Origin of the sequence: Treponema sp. OMZ 305 (genome assembly GCF_024181325.1) — a bacterium.
Lineage (GTDB): Bacteria > Spirochaetota > Spirochaetia > Treponematales > Treponemataceae > Treponema.
The window spans coordinates 1,717,440-1,736,331 of record NZ_CP051300.1 but is presented as its reverse complement, the minus strand read 5'-3'; the positions used below and the strand labels follow the sequence as shown (position 1 = coordinate 1,736,331).

Here is an 18,892-nt window from a genome sequence, read left to right as displayed (position 1 = left end):
TGGTAGGATAAAGATAGGTGTGGATATGGAAAATTCAATAAAGTCATTAAACGAGTATTTAAGTCTAACTTCTACTTTCATTATTCCTTATTATCAACGCGGATATATATGGGGTAAAAAACGTGATTCTAAGAAAGATTCGGCAGCATACATGATTGACAGTATTATAGCAGCTTTTGAAAAGAAGCGAGAGCTATTTTTGCAAGGTATTATTACTACTAAACCTAAAAATAATGAAGTGATATTAATAGATGGACAACAGCGCACAACCTTTTTTTATCTCCTGTTACGCTATCTTGGTTCAGACCGTATATTCAAAATAAAATATGAAATCCGTAAAGAATCCGATTCATTTCTTCAAAATATTGCAGAAGTTGCTCAACAGTCACGTGAAGAATTGGTAAAACAAGCAAAAAAAGATGAAACCGAAAAACATCAAGATATATATTATTTTAAGAAAACAATACGGATAATACATGAAGTTTTAAAAAAGAAAACTCCTAATGAGTTGCACGATTTAGCAGTATTTTTGTATGAAAACATAAAGTTTTTATGCATATCTATACCGGACGATAAAGCGATAACCGTTTTCTCCATGATGAACGGCAATAAAGCGGTGATGACACCGGAGGAACTCATAAAAGCCGAATTATTACGTTTAGTATCGTTAGATAGCAATAGTGATGAAGATTCAGCAAAACGATGGGAACAAGTCTTATTGCGCGGAAAATATGCACGGGAGTGGGATAGATGGCTCTATTGGTGGAATAATAATAGCGTAAAAGAGTTTTACGGCATGAAAGAGCAATCAAATAACACGCTCGGTCTTTTATTAACAACATATTATGAAATACACAAAGAAAAAAATGCAGATTATTCTTTTGCAGAATTTAGAAGTCTCTTTTTAAAAGAAAATTCAGCTCAAAAAGCGCATGATCTTTTTTATGATTTACGCCGGTTACAAAAGAAATTCGAAGATGTATATAACAGCACTGGCAACACGGTGGAGTTGCATAATAAAATCGGCGCAATAATAAAAATATTTAACAAGAAGCATCGAATAAACTTTCTTGTCGATTATTTTTCCGATCATATTACACAAGATGAATTGGAAAAATGGTATAAATATGTATTTTTAAGTCTTACCTATAATGATATCAAAAAAGCATTAGCAGCTGAAAAAAATGCTGAAGATGACGAACCGATCATTGAGAATGATGTAAAGGATTTAATTAACGCAGTTTCTGATAATGATTTATACAATAATAATGATTATAAACAATATGCGTATTTGCAACTTTTTAGATTAAATATTGAAGAAGATACGAAACTCGGCAGAGCTTTTGATTTTTCCTGTTGGGATAACGGAAAGAAATCATTAGAGCATATTTTACCACAATCAAAAGCATCCGGAAAAAATGAACATTGTATCGGAAATCTTGTCCTGCTTTACAAAAATGAGAATTCTGCATTCGGCAACAAGAGTTTTGAAGATAAAAAACGAATGTATTTTGATTTTTCTGAAAATTTTAAAAGCCGTCATTTACTGCATACTATGTCCGTATTTGCAGGAAGCTGTTGGGGAAATAAAGAAATAGAGCAGAATAAAGAGAAAATAATAGCGGAGATAAAAAAGTATTATGGTTACACAAAATAAAACCTTTCAGACAGGGAAAGAATATTGCTTAGGGGATATATTCAATGGTGAGAATAAGATAATTATTCCCGATTTACAACGTGATTATTGCTGGGGAGACAAAGCCGGTCTTGTAGAAAACTTTACGGATAACCTTATTGAACTCTTTGTAAAAGATAAAAATCAGCATATCACTATGGGGCTCATATATGGATACGAGGAGCCGTCCCATTATCTGCAATTATGCGATGGACAACAGCGTCTTACAACGCTTTTTTTATTACTCGGTCTGCTCAATAAGCGAACGGAAAATTCTTTTGAGCAGTATATTACTGATAACAAAGAGCCTCGTTTACAATATGCAATACGGGAAAATACGCTCTATTTTTTATTCGATCTTGCCGGTAATTTTTTTGCCGGGGATAATACAACCCTGAATGTTGAAGATATACGAAAACAGCCGTGGTATTTTAAAGACTATGATGTGGATCCTAGTATACAAAGTATGCTGAAAGCCTTAGATATCATTGATAAACGGTTAACGTCTCAAACTATAAAAGATAACTATAAGGCTTTCGGAGAGTTTCTAATAGATAAGATATTTTTTCTGTATTATGATATGGAAAATCGTAGAAACGGCGAAGAAACCTTCGTGATTATTAATACCACCGGTGAACCGCTTACCGAAACTGAAAATCTAAAACCCCTTATGTTATCAAAGATTACGGATGACGAAAAACAAAAATCTGCTAGCAAAGACTGGGAACAATGGGAAGACTTTTTTTGGCAAAATCGAGATGAAAATGATACTGCAGATATCGGCTTAAAGGAGTTTTTTAGATGGGTTGTATTATTGCAATTTGATATAATAAACGATAATAAAACAGCTTTCCAAAATATGGTCGACTCTATGCCGAGTACCGAACTGAGAAAGCTTGATCTTAAAACGGTGAAAAAGTATTTTTCTATTATTACGTTTCTTTTCGATAAAGAACTCATTGATAAATTTGACTCATACCTAGCGCCGCAGGAGCAAAACGATCAGATTATATTATTTAAGATTTTACCGGTAATTGAATATATCTCTCGGTTTGGTCAATCGAATATAGAAAATATTAGACGGGTAATACGGTTTTTCTTTAATCTTTCGCGCGTGGAGAACGTAAGCAAGGCTATTTCCGAACAATTACCTGAAGCTCTCAGCATTATAAAGAAGTTGCCGAATGCTGAGATAACATCTCTATTGGAATTTAAAGATAAAATTTCAAAAACCTTATTAACCGATGAAGAAGCATTTAAATTAGCTTTGTATAAAACCGGAGGAAAAGAAAGACAAAACTATGAAAAGCGATTTTGGGCAGCAGAAGATCATCATCTATGGAAGGGTGAAATAAAGCCGCTATTGCAATGGAGCTGTAGAGATGGGGTACTCGATAGCAGCACCTTTGATGTAGCACGTTTTGATGAATACGATAAAACCGTTAGGCAGATATTTTATAATGGCCATAAGGATCGGAAGCTCGATATCACCAGAAGAGCGTTACTGACTATTCTACCGTCGGATAATTATCCTAAGATATTTAGAGGAAATACAAATTATTCTTTTTGTTGGGAGTATAAGGATTGGAAAACGCTGATTTATGAGAATAATAAAGGTTTTCAATCTTTTCTTGATATACTGAAAGATAAATCCAATATACAGAATGCAGAAAAAGATATGATTACCAAATGTATCGATGATATAAAAGGTGGAAAGCGTAAATTAGATTATGATTTAGATAAATTCTTGAAATATCCTGAAATTTTAGCCTATTGTAAGAAAAAGAATATACAATGGGATGATAAAAAAGATAACTGGATATTAGTTCCGAAAACAAGAGCTACCACCTTTATTGATTTGGAACTATATATCTTTTATTTAGAACTTATTCCACCTGAACAATCGCAATTTTTAACGCAAAATCTGGCAAAATATAGTGATGATAAAAGTAAAAAACATTACCGATTTACGATTAATAGTATACATTGGAAAATATGGTTTTATGCTGAATATAATGATGGAAATTGCTGCGTATTTTCAAAAGAAGATAATTCTTGCGTTATCGATTGTTTATTGGAGAAGACAGAATTGTATGAAATTAACCTACGCAATGGAAATAATCAAAATCAAACGAAATCTGAATTTGAAGAGCTCGCCGTGCGGTTGAGTATGGAATATTTAAAAAAAGAAAAACGGTATCGATTATCCCATTTAGATAAAGAAGATGCTTATCAGAAAATAAAAGAAATAATAACAGCCGTATCACACTGACAGCGGTTATATAAGTTACTATTTTCAGCGGTTCAAAGAATGTTTCGCTCCGCAAAACTTACCAGTATATGATAGAGGTGGTAAAAATTGCTTTAAGGATGTATGTTAAGAATATCTAGCTTGTCCCCATCTCTTTTTTTGCTATAATAATAAAGGAAAGACGGGAGCAAATATATTGAACAAGAATTTGACGAGTTGACTATCACCGATGATATCGCTAAGCAAAGGACTGTAATGGACGTATCTTTTGCGTGAAATTTTATCTAAAATTTCACGCAGTTTATTTTTAGAAAAGAAGGATAACCGCATCAGGTGTGCAGTTCAAATACCGCAGCAGCACAGGGATTGGGCGACCATTTGAGCCGCAAAGCGGCGAAACTCTGGTCGAACAATCCCTGTGATGCTGCGGGGTGTAAAAAAATAACCTGATGCGGTTACCCTGCGAAGGATTATATAGATGATAAAATTTTTGATCGGATTGCCGGTACTCGGTATTGTTGTATTTATCCATGAGCTGGGGCACTTCATCGCTGCTAAGCTCTGCGGAGTGTCGGTAGAAAGCTTTTCCATCGGCTGGGGACCGGTACTGCTGCATAAAAAATTCGGTACAACCGACTACCGGCTATCGGCGATTCCCCTCGGCGGCTACTGCGGCATGAAAGGCGAACACGCATTTAGAGAGGCTTATGAAAAAAAACTATCGACTGTCCCCAAGGAAGAGGGGAGCTTGTTTGCCGCACATCCCTTTAAGCGGATACTGATAGCATTTGCGGGACCCTTTGCCAACCTCTTGCTTGCCGCCGTTGCGCTTGCCATGATAAGCGGGATTGGCAGGACATACTATACCACTGATAACCGCATCGTGCCGGTATACTGTCTCGATTCGAGCGACCAATCGCCTGCGCGGACAGCCGGTTTACAAATAGGCGATCGTATTCTTAAAATTAATGATGAAAAGACCGCGAACTTCGCCGATATTCAGCAGATTATCGCACTGCATCCGGAAGAATCGCTTACAATGCTGATTGAACGGGGTGGCGAGCAGCTTAGCATAACGATACGCCCTGATTTGAATAAAAAGACCGGTGCGGGGCAGGTCGGTATTTACCGTTATGTGCCGCTCGAAGTTGCATCCGTGCGGAAAGATTCCGCTGCCGATTTAGCAGGAATAAAAATAGGCGACCGTATTACCGGTATTGACGGCACAGCGCTCGATAACCAGATGGCGCTGATATACTTTTTCTGCGACTATACGCAAAAGACCGCGCTCTTTGAGCTTATCCGTGCCGGTGAGCGGATTGAGCTACCGGTAAACCTTGTCCGCACGGAAAACGGCAGCGTCGATCTCGGTTTGAATTGGGAATATATCACTGTAAATGAAGAAGGAACCGGTTTTATTGCCAGTTTGCGCAAAGGGCTGGTGCAAACCGGAGAACTGACGGTTGTTACGCTGAAAAGCCTCGGTCTTTTGTTTAAAGGCGTGAGTATGACCGAAGCGGTTGCAGGGCCGGTACGAATCAGTTCGATGATTGGCGGTCTTGCAGCGGACGGCTTTAGTGAGAATGCTCGGGCGGGCTTTGTGAATATTGCAGAAATTGTTGCGGTAATATGCGTGTCTCTTTTTTTAATGAACCTCTTGCCCATTCCTATTCTTGACGGCGGATTGATTTTTACTGCCTTTATTGAATGCATCGTCCGTCGGCAAATCCCGCCTCGTGTGTTATATTACCTACAGTTTGTAGGAGTTGCCTTTATCGCCGTGCTTTTTTTCTTTGCACTTTGGGCGGATATCTTATATATTATGAAGTGAGATACCCTTTAGAACTATTCGCTTGTGAAGCAAGTTCAGCGTTTTTTTAGGAGGAGTTATGCAAAAAATTACCTGTAAATGTGACTGTTCGTTTGACGTGGAATATGAAAAAACAATCGATCTTGATGCCCGCCCTGCAATCAAAGAAGATATAAAGAAAGGCTCCTTTTTGTCTTTTATATGTCCGTCCTGCCATTCAAAAGTCAATATCGAGCTTGAAACAGAATTTGTGTGGAAATCAAAAAAGACGACATTGCTGTTTGTACCCGAAAAGAAGCGTATGGAATGCCTCGCTTTTTGCGCAGGCGCTGTCCGAATCGATGCGGAAAATAATAAAAAATTAAAGACTGAATTTCTGAAGAAAGGACAAACACCTGTTATCGGTTATCCTGAACTTGCGGATCGGATTGCCGTCCTTGATTCCGGCTTAGACCCTGAGATTGTGGAAGCGGTAAAATTCTTTTTGCTGGATAATGGAAAAAATATCAAGGGCAAGCAAATTCAAATTCTGTTTGAAAAACTCAATGATGACACGATTGAATTTCATGTGCATGGATTACGGGAAAAAGAGGTTGCAGTAATGCGTATCCCACTGAATCTTTATCGTTCGATTGAAGCGGATCGCAAAGCGAAAAAACAAAAAGAGGTGTTTCAAGCCTTATGGCTCGGCGCCTATCTTTCCTATAAGAATATTCATGCCGAAGGAGATGATCATGAGCCGGTGGTTTAGATGCATTTCGCTTTTGTTTTTATTTTTATGTGTGTGTGTAAGTATACAGGCACAGACCACCGGAAACACCGGCTCAACAGCTGCGTCAACCAAACCGGCAGCATCGGTGATTGAACAAACCGCTGCTGATGAACAATTGCAAACGGATACGGATACATTGGATAACGATGACGATTCGGGTGTACAGCACCAATCCCAATCAGATAATCCTACCGATGCTGGAGAGCAATCATCCGCCGCTGCACAGGATACATCGAAAAAAACGCCGGAGAAATCTGACACAACCGGTGCCGTATCTGCTTCTGATGAATCACCTCGCACGGAAGATTCTGTTCCGGAAGGAGCGGGAGAAAGTGCTGCCGGAGAGCAGAATGGCAAGGGGGTATCGGAGAATACCGATGCCAATGCAGAATCTGCACTTGATGAAAATCTTGCCGATACGGCGATGCAAAAAAATGGAGTAGGGGGGCAAGATCCTTCTGTAAAAAACAGTCTGGAACGGGCACGTATTTCTCATCAATTTGAAGGCGGGGTTACCGCTATTGCCGACTCTTCCATTACATGTTCTTTTTTTGCTGCGGGAAAAGACGGCTTTATCACTCGTTTTTCATATAGAACGATGAAGCCCGAAACGTGGCAGGTATCGACCCTGCCGATTAAGCGCATTGCCGTCCATCCAAAAAAAACGTTTATTGCCGTCTACGAAACGGACGGTTTCAGCATTCATACTATTTCCCTCTGGGATTGGCAAACAAAAAAACAGCTGTACGCAAAACGCTTTACCAGCTCTGTTCTTTCACTATCGTGGTCGGCTCAAGGGACATATCTCTTTATCGGAACCGCATCGACGGAAGGCATTACTATCCTTGATGCAAGCGGAAAGATTAAAAAAGTGTATCCGCGTCCGCCGGGAATTGTGCTGCTTGCCGCGACCGGCCCGAGCGAAAAAAGTATCGTAACTTATGGAGAAACCGGCAGGCTTGTGTATGCCGATATAGCGAAAAAATCCATTCTAACGCAGTACGAAACTGAGGATCGATTGGAAAGTCCCTGCCTGATTAAGAATTACACTCAGATTATCGGATATAAAAACGGAAATGTCGTGGTAGTAAAGGCTGCTTCGGGCGAGGTATTGAAAAGCTATCCCGCGCGTTCGGCGCTGTTTGCAGGGAAGATTACGGATAGCCTGCCGGTATGGATTGAAAAAGGGGACGCACGGCGAACATGGCATTTGTGTCAAGGTGATAAAAAATCCCCCGCTTTTAGCCTTCCGCATCCGGCAGCAATTACGGCAGCGCGGCATGTCGATGCGGCGGTTGTAATCGGAACCGATGACGGTAGGCTATACCGTTTAACACAAAACAGCGATGCGACTGTTTCGCTAACGGAGCTGAACATCGACGCTTCAATTCAGGTCAGCGATATGTGCACGAAGGATTCCAAAATCTATATGCTGAGCGGTTCGACACTCTATGCCGCCGCTTCTCCGGCGGATAAGCCGGCGCCTGTTATCCAATCCGTTTCGGGCGAACGGTGTACCGTATACGGAAACGGCTTTTTGTTTTGGTCAGCGGAAAAAAATGCGCCGCTGTATTATGCAGAGGAAGGGCAAACGCCGACTATTCTCTACCGCCCGCGGGAACGGCTCAATTCGGTTTCTGTGTATAAAGATACCATCGCAGCTGTGCGGGCGTTTAGCGGACTCGTTCTATTGAACGGTAAAAACGGTGCACAGTTGTTCACATATCAAGCAGCCGGATTGCAAGATGCAGTACAAGTTGATGACACATTCGTGCTTATTACCAAAAGTACGGGCGGTGTTATCCGTCAACCGCTCCTGCTGATTGACATCAGAACGAGCGAAACCATCCCGCTTAATATGGACGGGGACATTGCGTTTTCCGCACAGGCAAATAACAAGGTACCCGATACATTTTCATGCTTTCGGTTAAAAACGGAGAAAGCGGCGCAAACCGATTTAATGACGATGAAAATCGATACGGCGCATCCCGCCCGCAGCGCTTTTACCGCGGCGCTTTCGTACGGTGATGAAAACTTACAAGCCTCGCTCTACGATGATGGATACGCCGTGCTCACCAACCTCGGGAAAAATCAACTGAGCTATTACGATAAAAAGCGGAGATCGATTCGGCAGCTTCCGCGGGACTATGCGTTATCCCGCAAGGCGTTGATGACGGATACATACATTGTCAGCGTGAATTATGACGGATCCCTTTCGTGGTTTAACCGCCGGACGATGCAGTTGTTGCAGCATATCCCGCCGACTAAGAATTGAGGTTGTGGAAGTTGCCTCTTAACAATTTGCAAATACTAACCTATACTATCAGTGATGAAAGAATCGAGAAAAAAGCGCAATACTTATACTGAAATTCTCAAAAATGCAAAAATGGAATTTTTGCGAAAAGGCTTTGGAAAAGCGTCGATGCGCTCAATTGCGGCAATGACAGGAATAACCGCCGGCGCTTTGTATAAACACTTTCCGTCAAAGGCTGCAATCTTTGAAGCACTGGTGCAGCCACTTATTGCGCAAACATTAAGTATCGGTACCGATTTTTCCGAAATCGTGATTGATCTATTCAAGGCAGAAAATAACACGGCAATAAAAGAGGTTATACGCACATCGATATGGAATTTATATAATCTTGTTTATAACCGCTTTGACGAATTTAAGCTGTTGTTTAATCGTGCTACAGGAACAAAATATGAAAATATCCGCCATGAATTTGTAATGGCGGATGTTGCAGCATGTAAAAAATTCATCGACGATTTTAAAAAACATGGAATCAATATCCGTCCTTTAAGCGACGACCAGCTTCATTTGATTTACAGCACTGCCTTAACGCCGTTTTTTGAGATTATAACCCATGAATATTCTTATGAAAAAGCTCAAGGATTTATCGATATATTAACCGATGTCATGTATTTCTGCTGGAATAAAATTATGCAGCCGGAAATATGATCAAGGTAATGGCCTCAGATTGTTTTAACGGATCCGAAGAATAACTAAATCGCAAATTCAATCGCACCTATTGACAATTTTTAAGGGAATTCTATACTAAAACAGTAAACAATGTTTACTGTTTTTTCATCATAGTATCTGCAAAACAACGGAACTGGTGTTGCAGGTCATTTATAAGAGGTTCATACTATGAAACTTGAAGGGATGCATCTATTCTTTAAGAAGATTGCAGAATTTCAATTAAAATACCGCTGGCTTTGTTTGGCTTTGCTTGCAGCGGTAACAGTTGTAGGGCTTTTAGGCGTAAAAAGTTTTAAGGTCGGCTCGGCTGATGAAGACGAGTTTTTAACCGTAAAAGAAAGCACAAAAAAGAATGATGCGCGGTTTAAGGAATTGTTCGGCAGCAATGATTCGATTGTGCTGCTCTTTGAATCAGACGATGTATTTAAGCTGGAGGTGCTCCAAGCGATTAAAGATATCGGCGCCGAACTTTTGGAAAAAGTACCGTATGCGGATTCCATTACCTCGATTACCGATACGGATATTACCGTTGGTACGGAAGAGGGGATAGAAGTTACCAATCCGTTTCGGGACGGTATTCCCGACAATCCCGAAGCATTAAAAAAAGCCAAAGACTTTATCCTGTCGCGCAAGTCGATTGTCAATAAGCTTGTAACGCAGGATGCTACGGAAACGTGGTTGGTGCTGTCGCTTAAAGCAACGCCGCCTGAAGAAGTGTGGAGTAAAACTTCGACCAAGGCGCCGATGTACGTTATCGGAGATGCTGCAATCGATATTGTAACCGACCCTAAATATCACAGTGCTGCGTACACAATAAAACCTGCGGGGCTTCCCTATACCGAAACGGAAGAAAAAGTAGTGATGAGGCGCGAGACCACAAAAAGCGTGGGCTTGAGTTTTCTCTGTATGATTATCTTGCTCATCATATTTACCCGCTCGCTGCGCGGAACGATTGTACCGCTGTTCGCAACCTTCTTCGGTATTACTACGGTACTCGGCTTTATGGGATTTTTGCATATTTCGGGAAAGTCGGAGATGATGTCGGTTCCGATTGTGCTTGCGATGGCGCTTTCGGTCGGTTACTCAATTCACCTTGTCAATTCATTTAAAACAAGCTTTTATGAACTCGGTAAACGGAAAGAGGCTGTTATCGCTTCGATTGAAAATACCGGTTGGCCGCTCTTTTTTACCGTCGTTACTACCGTTGTTTCAGTCCTTTCGTTTTTGACAACCGACCTTCGCCCCATGCGCTGGATGGGAGCCGCAAGCGCCGCGATGGTATTCGCTGTGTATATTTATGTAAGCGTGTTAATCCCGATTTTGATGAGCTTCGGTAAAGATATTGAAGCCGGTAAAGATTCGGCACTCGCTCATACAAAAAGAGCTGCACGTGCGCAAAAATTGGATAAATGGTTTGAACGCTTCGGACATTCCGTTATCAAAAGACGCAAAACGATCATCGTTGCATTTACGCTCATCACTGCAGCTTGTATTCCGGCGTTGTTCAAAATCGATGTCAACATGGATAACTTTAAATTTATGGGTTTGCGCATTCCGTATATCAGGCGCATCTATCAAATTACGCAGTCGCAGCTCGGTTCCTATTTTAGTTACAATATTATGCTCACCTTTGATGAAGATGATGCAGTCAAAAATCCCGATGTGCTTAAAAAACTCGATAAACTGAGTACACTCATCGGGACGTTCAGATTAACAAAAATGAATAACGGTGTGCCGAAGATATTCTCGATTTTGGATATTGTCAAAGAGATGAATCAAACGATGCACTCCGACGATCCTGCGTTTTACACAATCCCCGATGACGAAGACTTGCTTGCACAGTTGTTGTTCTTGTACGAAATTTCAGGCGGGCAAACATCGCGTTGGGTTGACGAAGAGTTCCGTACGCTTCGTATGTCGATTGATGTTGCCTCGTATGATGCGAACGAGCTTGCGGCAAATCTGAAAACTATCGAGCAAACATGTGCGGAACTATTTCCGCAGGCGGACTGTCATTTACTCGGAGCAGCCGTGCAATTTGCGGAATTGAACAATAAAATCGTATTCGGCGAGCTGTACTCATTTTTAACTTCGCTCGTTGCGATTGCAATTTTGATGATGCTCGTATTCGGCAGTGTGAAAATGGGACTCATCGGGCTTATCCCGAATATCTTTCCCGTTCTTGTCATCGGTGCGATTATGGGTTATCTCGGTATTTCGCTGGATCTTGTGACGATGGCAATTATGCCGATGATTCTCGGTATTGCCGTTGATGATACCATTCATTTTACTAATCATACCAAGTATCTTTTTGAAAAAGAAAAATCTTACGAACACGCAATCTTCGGGACGTTCTATTCCATCGGAAAAACGCTTGCAATGACAACGATTATTTTATCGGCTACGTTCTTAGTGTATCTGATATGTAAGATCGATGCGTTTTTGCGTCTCGGTGTATTGGCTGCCGTTGGACTGTTATCCGCACTCGCTGCCGATTATTTTATGACACCGGTTCTGATCTACATCAGCAAACCGTTTGGAAAAGAGGAAGCTAATGGGTAATGCGTAATTGATAATTGGTAATTAAAGCGATTTACGTGCAGCAGTAATTACCAAATACGCATTACAAATTACCAATTAAAAGAGGAGCATATATGAAAATTATAAAACACGTAATTGCGTTGACTGTATTTGCAGCGATGGCCGTAAGCTTTGCTTTTGCACAAGAGTTGACGGGTAAAGAGATTATGCAAAAAGTTGATAAGCGTGAAAAAGCGACAACAGATTCGTTTACGATGCGGATGACGCTGATCAATTCCGGCGGTAAAAAGCGTGTCCGCCAAGTTATAGCGTATTCAAAGGATTACGGCAGCGAGAAAAAAACAGTGATGGTGTTTATGCTGCCTGCCGATGTGAAAGGAGTCGGCTATCTTTCTTTCTCGTATGATGATGTGTCAAAAAGCGATGACCGTTGGCTCTATATGCCTGCGCTTAAAAAGGCGAAGCGCATTTCCGGCTCTTCAAGCCAGGACTATTTTATGGGTACCGATTTTACCTACGATGATATAAGCGGGCACAAGATCGACGACTACACATATACGCTGCTTGCAGAAGAGACAATTGACGGGAAAAACTGCTGGAAAATTGAATCGGTTCCGGTGAAAAAATCGATGTATTCAAAGTATGTTTCGTGGATTGATAAGGAATCGCTGGTGCAGGTAAAGGCGGAATTTTATGACGAACAAGGAACACTGCTGAAAGTGCTTACGGTAAGCGGTATAGAAAAAAAAGACGGCTTTTGGACTGCCGGCAAAATGGAAATGAACAACCTGCAAAAAAAGCACACAACCGTTATCGAAACGCTCAAGCACGAGTTCAACAAAAACATCCCCGATTCGTATTTTAGGGTGAATTCATTAGAAGAAGGCAAAATCAGGTAATCCTTTTGAAATATGCGGGGCATCTGCGTTGTCGCTTAACAAAAAACAGTCCTCGACGTACAAAAAGTACGCCTGCGGGTGTTTTTTGTACGCTCCTAGCATCTGCACCGCCTATTTCAAAAGGCTGACGGAAGGGGGCTTTTCTATATGCCGCTACTGACAATCCTCAACGTATCAGAAGCGGCACGGACGCCGCTGGTTCTATGCAGTAACAAGTTTGCTTGCAAACTTGCAGCTCAAAAATGTACACGGATGTACGTTTTTGGGCGAGGATGGCGGTGGTTCTAATCAGTAGCGTGTTTGCCTTGCAAACACGTAGGTAAAAAATGTACAGGGATGTACATTTTTTACCGTGCCTGCGGTTAATTTTTTCTCGCGCCTCGGATCTACACCGTCTATTTTCAAAAGGCTTACGGAAAGGGTTATTTTTTATATGCTGCTACTGAAAATGTTCAATGTATCAGAAGCGGCACGGACGCCGCTGGTTCTATGCAGTAACAAGTTTGCTTGCAAACTTGCAGCTCAAAAATGTACACGGATGTACGTTTTTGGGCGAGGATGGCGGTGGTTCTAATCAGTAACGTGTTTGCCTTGCAAACACGTAGGTAAAAAATGTACAGGGATGTACATTTTTTACCGTGCCTGCGGTTAATTTGTGCTCGCGCCTTGTAGTTTCAGAACGGACACGGATGTCCGTGGTGTGAGGCAGTAGCGAGTTTGCAGTGCAAACTCGTCGTTGAACAGTGTACACGGAAGTACACTGTTCAACAGGCTATTTCAAAAGGCTAGCGGAAGAGAACTTTTCGAAAGGGTTGTTTTCTATATGCTGCTGGTGAGGTAAAAACAGAGGGAATGATTTAGATGGATATAATCAGGGCAGTATTGGATGGTATAGCGATGGCAGCCATATTTAACGGTTCGGCGGCGGCTCTTGTAATAGCAAACCCGAGATATTTGATGGATTCATATCCTAAGGGGATTCAAAAAGCTGCTCCTGAGCCAATGAATAAGAAAGAAAAACGGGTAAATAAAATATTTACGGTGATAGTAATGGGAGCGTGCTGGCTTTATGGAGTAATAAGCGTATTGCATGGCGGAATTCATACGTTTAGGGCATTGTTTTGGACTGCATATATTCATTGGATTATTGTGAATTTCGGCGATTTTTTCTTGTTGGATTGTCTTTTATTCCAAAAGTGGACTAAGCTGATTGTCATTCCGGGAACGGAAGATCACCCAACCTATCAAACAAAAAATTGGATGAAGGTTATCGGAATACCGGAACATTTTTTATTGTGGCCGTTTATAACGGTTCCGCTTTTTTCTTTAGTTCAAACAGGTATTGTAATGCTTATACAATTTTTGTTTTCTTTCTAAGGCTTACATAGAAAGTACATTGAGAAGCGGAAATACGGACAACCGGTAAATTAATAGGATACTGCTATCGAAAAGAAGGAGTAATGACGATATGAACACAATACGGAAATACGGACAAGCATTTTTGTCAGGAGCTATTATTTGTTTACTGTTTTTTGCAGTACTGTTTCCGTGCAGTGCGCAGGAGGCAGCAGTCATAGACGGAAAGGCAGGAACAGCTCAAGCAGCGGATTCGTCTCCCGGTACTGGCTCTGAATCACCAACCGCCGATGCCATAGTCGGCAATTCAACAGATGACGAATTTTCCGATGAATCGGAAGATGACGGCGCAAAACCGATCTTTACGGTAAGCGGTAAAATTGAAACGCTGCACGGCGTCCGTTGGAACGACGCTAAAAAAAATCTCGAATACGGAGCGTCCCGTTCTATTGCACAGATGAAAGGCGAGGTCTCCGCCGGTTCTTCTTATGCAGTTATTTCCGCTGCTGCCGAATACAATTACCGCAACCCTGCGCGCACCGGCTTCCGGCTGAACGAAGCGTATTACCGTTATTCGAGTGAGATATGGGATATCAGTGTCGGGCGGCAGGTTATTGCGTGGGGACAGGCGGATGGGTTTAAGCTCACTGATGTATTAAGCGCGCGGGACAGCTCGGAGTTTATCGCCTTTAGCGGTGATGATGCGCGGCTTCCGTCTGATAGTATCCGCCTGCGTTTTTTCCACGATCTGTTTACGTTTGAAGCGGTTGCCGTACCGTTTTTTACACCGAATAAACTGCCGCGCTTCGGCTTTGAAGACGGTGCAAAGAACGGCCTCTACTATATCGACACGCCGGATACCTATAAGACGGCGATTGGTTCTATTCCGGTTAAGTACACAAAGACGGGAACAAAACCAAAGATGTTTACCGACACCGAAGCTGCCGCTCGTTTTTCGTTCTTTTTACCCGGCATCGATTTTTCCGTTTCCGGCTTTTACGGCTGGGATAAAAATCCTCGTTATGTAAAAAGCGGGTATGCAAAAAAGGGTTTGTTTAATCCAGCCGGTACACATCATCCACTTTTAAATCCATACGTACCGAAAGAACTGCACACCAATTTAAATGAAGAGTATTATCGTATCGGGATGGCAGGCATAGATGCGGCGATTCCTGCAGGCGATGTAACAATCAGGTTGGAAACTGCGTGGGTAGGCGAACGATACTTTGAACCAAAAGAGATGCTGTCATCTTTGCCGATTGCACAACTTATGGACAAAACTTCCGGTGCTGATGTTCCGATAATTTTTAATGCTCCGGTTAAAAAACACCAACTGCTGATGCTTGCAGGTATTGACTGGATCAAGAGTTCGTGGACGCTGAGCGCTCAGTATTTTGAAGACCTTATTCTCAATCATAAAGACGATATAGAGCGTCCGATGCACAAGGGCTTTGTCAGCCTCAATGTAAGTAAAACATTTTTACGCGATACGCTGAAACTTTCGGCAAGCGGCGTTATCGATATAAACTACGGCAGCACATCCAGCACCTATTCGGTTAGCTATGCCCTCACCGATAATATCAATTTTGCACTCGGCGGGGATGTGTACACCAAAGGCTATGACGGCAAGGGCGACTTTGCAGCCTTACACAAAATAAGCGCTGTGTGGCTGAAAGGCACGTTTATTTTCAGCCACTAAAATGGCGCGGCTGAAAAACACTGCGAGTTTGCTAACCGCAAACTCGATGATTGACATATGCGCGTTCCGCGCACGAATGCAACAGTCTTCGAGAATTGATATTCTCTCAACTGTTGCATTTTAAGGGGACGTTTATTTTCAGCCACTAAAATGGCGCGGCTGAAAAACACTGCGAGTTTGCTAACCGCAAACTCGATGATTGACGTATGCGCGTTCCGCGCACGAATGCAACAGTCTTCGAGAATTGATATTCTCTCAACTGTTGCATTTTAAGGGGACGTTTATTTTCAGCCGCTGAAATAGCGCGGCTGAAAAACACTGCGAGTTTGCCATTCGGCAAACATCGTAGATTATATGTGCGCTATCGCGCACTAATTGAACAACTTCCAAAATTGACACTTTGTTCAGTTGTTCAATTTTAAGGGACGTTTACGTGGTAGAACATGGGCATCTCTAGAAACTCAGGTATAGTTTTAAGAGATGCCTTTATTCGTTTCGGCTATTTATTCATTCGTTTTTATGTTTTGCAGATGATCAGTGTGCGTAATCAGTGCATTGAGCGTACCGATCGATTCGCTCGTTTCGGCTTCTACTCCGCGTGTTGTCTGAACTGCATCATTTAAGCTTTTGATATTTGTGAACATAGCCGCTATTTCCGTATGTACTTTTTCGGTTGCTTGCAATAAACTGGTAAAACTTTCATTGATTTTGTTTCTTAGTTCAGATACCTCGGTTTGTTCCTCTTGTACATCAACGGATTGATCAGCCAGCGATTGCATAGCGCTGTTCATTTTTTCTGCCTGTATATCGACGTCTTTTAAGAAGGATGAAATATCTCCTAGTATCGTCTGGAAATTATTGACCTGCGTATTGATATTGTCAAAGCTTTTTCGCAATACATCCGAAGCTTCTGCAGAGTCTTTAATGCTTTTATTGATATGCTTTAAAATCTTACCGGTATTATCAGCTTCATACGCAGAGTTTTCTGCAAGTTTTCGTATCTCATCGGCAACGACTGCAAATCCTTTTCCCGCTTCTCCGGCATGGGCAGATTCTATTGCCGCATTCATAGCCAATAAATTCGTTTGCTCTGCGATAGCGGTAATAATTTGGTTTGTTTCCAGTAGGCTTTCAGAGCTTTCATAAATCGCATTGATAATATCTGTAACCGTTATTAAATGATGTTTACCTGCATCGCTTGCTTCACGGATGTAAGAAAAGTTATGATTTATTTCGTTGAATTTTTCTGTTAGTCCGTTAGTAGCATCGTTCAACTGTTTAATCTGCGTTACCGTTTCTTCTGCCGCATCCGATTGCCGTTCAATTCCTTGCCGCATCGTATTCAAGAAAGCGTTAAAGCTGTCGGTTGCATTTTGTGTACTGCGAAGCTGATTACTTTGTTCGGACATTTCAGATTTTAATGTTTGCACTTGAATCGATAATGCCTGCATTGCCTGTTCTGCTCCATCCATGTTTTGTGACAGAACTGTTCCTTGTTGTTGTAGTTTATCGCTGGTGTGTCTAATTTCATTAAATAAAAGCGTTTTCTGTTTGTCGGAAGCCGACAGCTGTATTTTTATCTCCTCACTTTGACGGTTGTAAGTGTGTGTTTTCCATGCAAAACCGAATGCCTGCGCTAATAAAAATGCGGAAAAACCGAACGGTAGTAAATTTCCTGTCGATACAATCATCATACTGTAAAACAAATCGTTTAATGTGAAAATCGTCAGAATGAGAATGCCGATAACAATAAATATTGCACCTTCCCGTTTACGTATGAGCAGCTTGATGATCAAATAAATGACATAAACGATAATCATAACAATCACCAATTGATGAACTTGTATGAGCTTTCCGTAGATATAAGACGGCGTTACACAAATAAAAGCAGTGTATGCCAATGCCTCGATCATAATAATACGGTTGATAATTTTATGAGTATCTTTAGGATAGAGCGCAGCAAAATAACCGACTACGGAAAAACCGAGTAATGCAAAGGTCAGGTAGTCGATTTTAGTATCGATGTTCCACGATAAAGAAGAAAAAAGGATTCTAAAAACAGGTCCCTTTACCATATTGCGGAGAACGACGAGAATACTAAAGAACACGAACCATAGGATACTTTTATTATCAGGCTGAAATAGATAAAGCGCAAGGTGATACAGAATAATTGCGACACCAAAGCCGAACACGAAAATCTCAATAAAAAGGAATGCTAAATCGGCACTGTCGGCTTTTGCTTTTGTCGAAAATTTAATGGTTTGGTAAATACCTCCGCGTGAATGGAAAAAGTTTGAAACTTGAATAGCCATGCATACTTCGGTTATGTCTTTCGGAATATAATAGAGAATATTTGCTTCGCCGCGGATCGATGTTTCTCGTGAAGACCCGACTTGTCCCGAACGTGCTTGCAGCTCTCCATTTACATAGAGACTCCATGCGGAAACCGGAGAAGAAAATTGTATTGCTAATTCAGGATGCCGTTCCGGTAATAAAATCTGCAGAGTATAAGTACCGTATCCGAACGCAGACATCTTTGTTCCGTCGGATAAAACGGTTGTGCTCCATTCTTTAGGACATTCGATAAATACCGTAGGGTTACGTACATCTTCCGGTGAAGAAAGTAACTGACGATTATAAAATCCCATCTTACCGCTTATCGCGATACTTTTCGCATCATTGAAGTTGTTCCGGCGGAGATCAAGTATTCCATTTTGAATGGTTTCGGCAAAAGCAGGCACAAAGCATATACTCAAGACTAAAAGCGCTGTAAATTTTTTTATATGTTTCATTCTCTCTCCTTTTAAATTTACCAAGACTGCATAGGGTGAGCAGCCTTGGTATGTGTTCGTTAGCTAAAATGAGATAGCTGTATCAATCGGTGTATCCATGTCGAGCTGCCTTGCGTG

12 protein-coding genes are annotated in these 18,892 nt (G+C 41.5%); 11 read left to right on the top strand and 1 reads right to left on the bottom strand.

The window, feature by feature from the left end; genetic code table 11:
- The first annotated feature begins 25 nt into the window (after positions 1-25).
- The 11 genes from ABK01_RS07615 to ABK01_RS07570 all read left to right on the top strand — a co-directional run bounded on the left by ABK01_RS07615 (position 26) and on the right by ABK01_RS07570 (position 15,983).
- A complete protein-coding gene (locus ABK01_RS07615; RefSeq protein WP_253676599.1) occupies positions 26-1,657 on the top strand; it encodes a DUF262 domain-containing protein in 1,632 nt (543 codons plus the stop codon).
- A complete protein-coding gene (locus ABK01_RS07610) occupies positions 1,641-3,947 on the top strand; it encodes a DUF262 domain-containing protein (RefSeq protein ID WP_212564720.1) in 2,307 nt (768 codons plus the stop codon). Before ABK01_RS07615 ends, ABK01_RS07610 begins: the two co-directional genes overlap by 17 nt.
- A gap of 457 nt (positions 3,948-4,404) precedes the next feature.
- A complete protein-coding gene (locus tag ABK01_RS07605; protein WP_253675212.1) occupies positions 4,405-5,757 on the top strand; it encodes a site-2 protease family protein in 1,353 nt (450 codons plus the stop codon).
- Positions 5,758-5,815: 58 nt separating this feature from the next.
- Positions 5,816-6,487, top strand: a complete 672-nt coding sequence (locus ABK01_RS07600) for a CpXC domain-containing protein (RefSeq protein ID WP_253675211.1) — start codon at positions 5,816-5,818, stop codon at positions 6,485-6,487.
- Entirely contained in the window at positions 6,471-8,783 is a 2,313-nt protein-coding gene (locus ABK01_RS07595) for a hypothetical protein (protein ID WP_253675210.1), read from the top strand. Before ABK01_RS07600 ends, ABK01_RS07595 begins: the two co-directional genes overlap by 17 nt.
- Positions 8,784-8,834: 51 nt before the next feature.
- On the top strand, positions 8,835-9,467 hold the full coding sequence (locus ABK01_RS07590; protein ID WP_253675208.1) for a TetR/AcrR family transcriptional regulator: 633 nt from the start codon (positions 8,835-8,837) through the stop codon (positions 9,465-9,467).
- A 189-nt stretch (positions 9,468-9,656) separates the two neighbouring features.
- Positions 9,657-12,050: an efflux RND transporter permease subunit gene (locus tag ABK01_RS07585; protein ID WP_253675207.1), complete on the top strand. Its 2,394-nt coding sequence runs from the start codon at positions 9,657-9,659 to the stop codon at positions 12,048-12,050.
- 92 nt (positions 12,051-12,142) lie between these two features.
- Positions 12,143-12,928, top strand: coding sequence for an outer membrane lipoprotein-sorting protein (locus ABK01_RS07580; protein ID WP_253675206.1), 786 nt, complete (start codon positions 12,143-12,145; stop codon positions 12,926-12,928).
- Between the two features lie 455 nt (positions 12,929-13,383).
- A complete protein-coding gene (locus ABK01_RS11710) occupies positions 13,384-13,509 on the top strand; it encodes a hypothetical protein (RefSeq protein ID WP_256481829.1) in 126 nt (41 codons plus the stop codon).
- A gap of 280 nt (positions 13,510-13,789) precedes the next feature.
- Entirely contained in the window at positions 13,790-14,305 is a 516-nt protein-coding gene (locus ABK01_RS07575; RefSeq protein WP_206181821.1) for a hypothetical protein, read from the top strand.
- A 91-nt stretch (positions 14,306-14,396) separates the two neighbouring features.
- Positions 14,397-15,983, top strand: coding sequence for a hypothetical protein (locus tag ABK01_RS07570; protein ID WP_253675205.1), 1,587 nt, complete (start codon positions 14,397-14,399; stop codon positions 15,981-15,983).
- A 503-nt stretch (positions 15,984-16,486) separates the two neighbouring features.
- Here the strand turns inward: ABK01_RS07570 and ABK01_RS07565 are convergent.
- Positions 16,487-18,775, bottom strand: coding sequence for a methyl-accepting chemotaxis protein (locus ABK01_RS07565; protein WP_253675203.1), 2,289 nt, complete (start codon positions 18,773-18,775; stop codon positions 16,487-16,489).
- Positions 18,776-18,892 lie beyond the last annotated feature (117 nt).

What these genes read in the sequence shown, in the direction of transcription:
- ABK01_RS07615 (WP_253676599.1), top strand. Translation starts at nt 26, where the DNA reads ATGGAAAATTCAATAAAGTCATTAAACGAGTATTTAAGTCTAACTTCT.
- ABK01_RS07610 (WP_212564720.1), top strand. Translation starts at nt 1,641, where the DNA reads ATGGTTACACAAAATAAAACCTTTCAGACAGGGAAAGAATATTGCTTA.
- ABK01_RS07605 (WP_253675212.1), top strand. Translation starts at nt 4,405, where the DNA reads ATGATAAAATTTTTGATCGGATTGCCGGTACTCGGTATTGTTGTATTT.
- ABK01_RS07600 (WP_253675211.1), top strand. Translation starts at nt 5,816, where the DNA reads ATGCAAAAAATTACCTGTAAATGTGACTGTTCGTTTGACGTGGAATAT.
- ABK01_RS07595 (WP_253675210.1), top strand. Translation starts at nt 6,471, where the DNA reads ATGAGCCGGTGGTTTAGATGCATTTCGCTTTTGTTTTTATTTTTATGT.
- ABK01_RS07585 (WP_253675207.1), top strand. Translation starts at nt 9,657, where the DNA reads ATGAAACTTGAAGGGATGCATCTATTCTTTAAGAAGATTGCAGAATTT.
- ABK01_RS07580 (WP_253675206.1), top strand. Translation starts at nt 12,143, where the DNA reads ATGAAAATTATAAAACACGTAATTGCGTTGACTGTATTTGCAGCGATG.
- ABK01_RS11710 (WP_256481829.1), top strand. Translation starts at nt 13,384, where the DNA reads ATGTATCAGAAGCGGCACGGACGCCGCTGGTTCTATGCAGTAACAAGT.
- ABK01_RS07575 (WP_206181821.1), top strand. Translation starts at nt 13,790, where the DNA reads ATGGATATAATCAGGGCAGTATTGGATGGTATAGCGATGGCAGCCATA.
- ABK01_RS07570 (WP_253675205.1), top strand. Translation starts at nt 14,397, where the DNA reads ATGAACACAATACGGAAATACGGACAAGCATTTTTGTCAGGAGCTATT.
- ABK01_RS07565 (WP_253675203.1), bottom strand. Translation starts at nt 18,775, where the DNA reads ATGAAACATATAAAAAAATTTACAGCGCTTTTAGTCTTGAGTATATGC.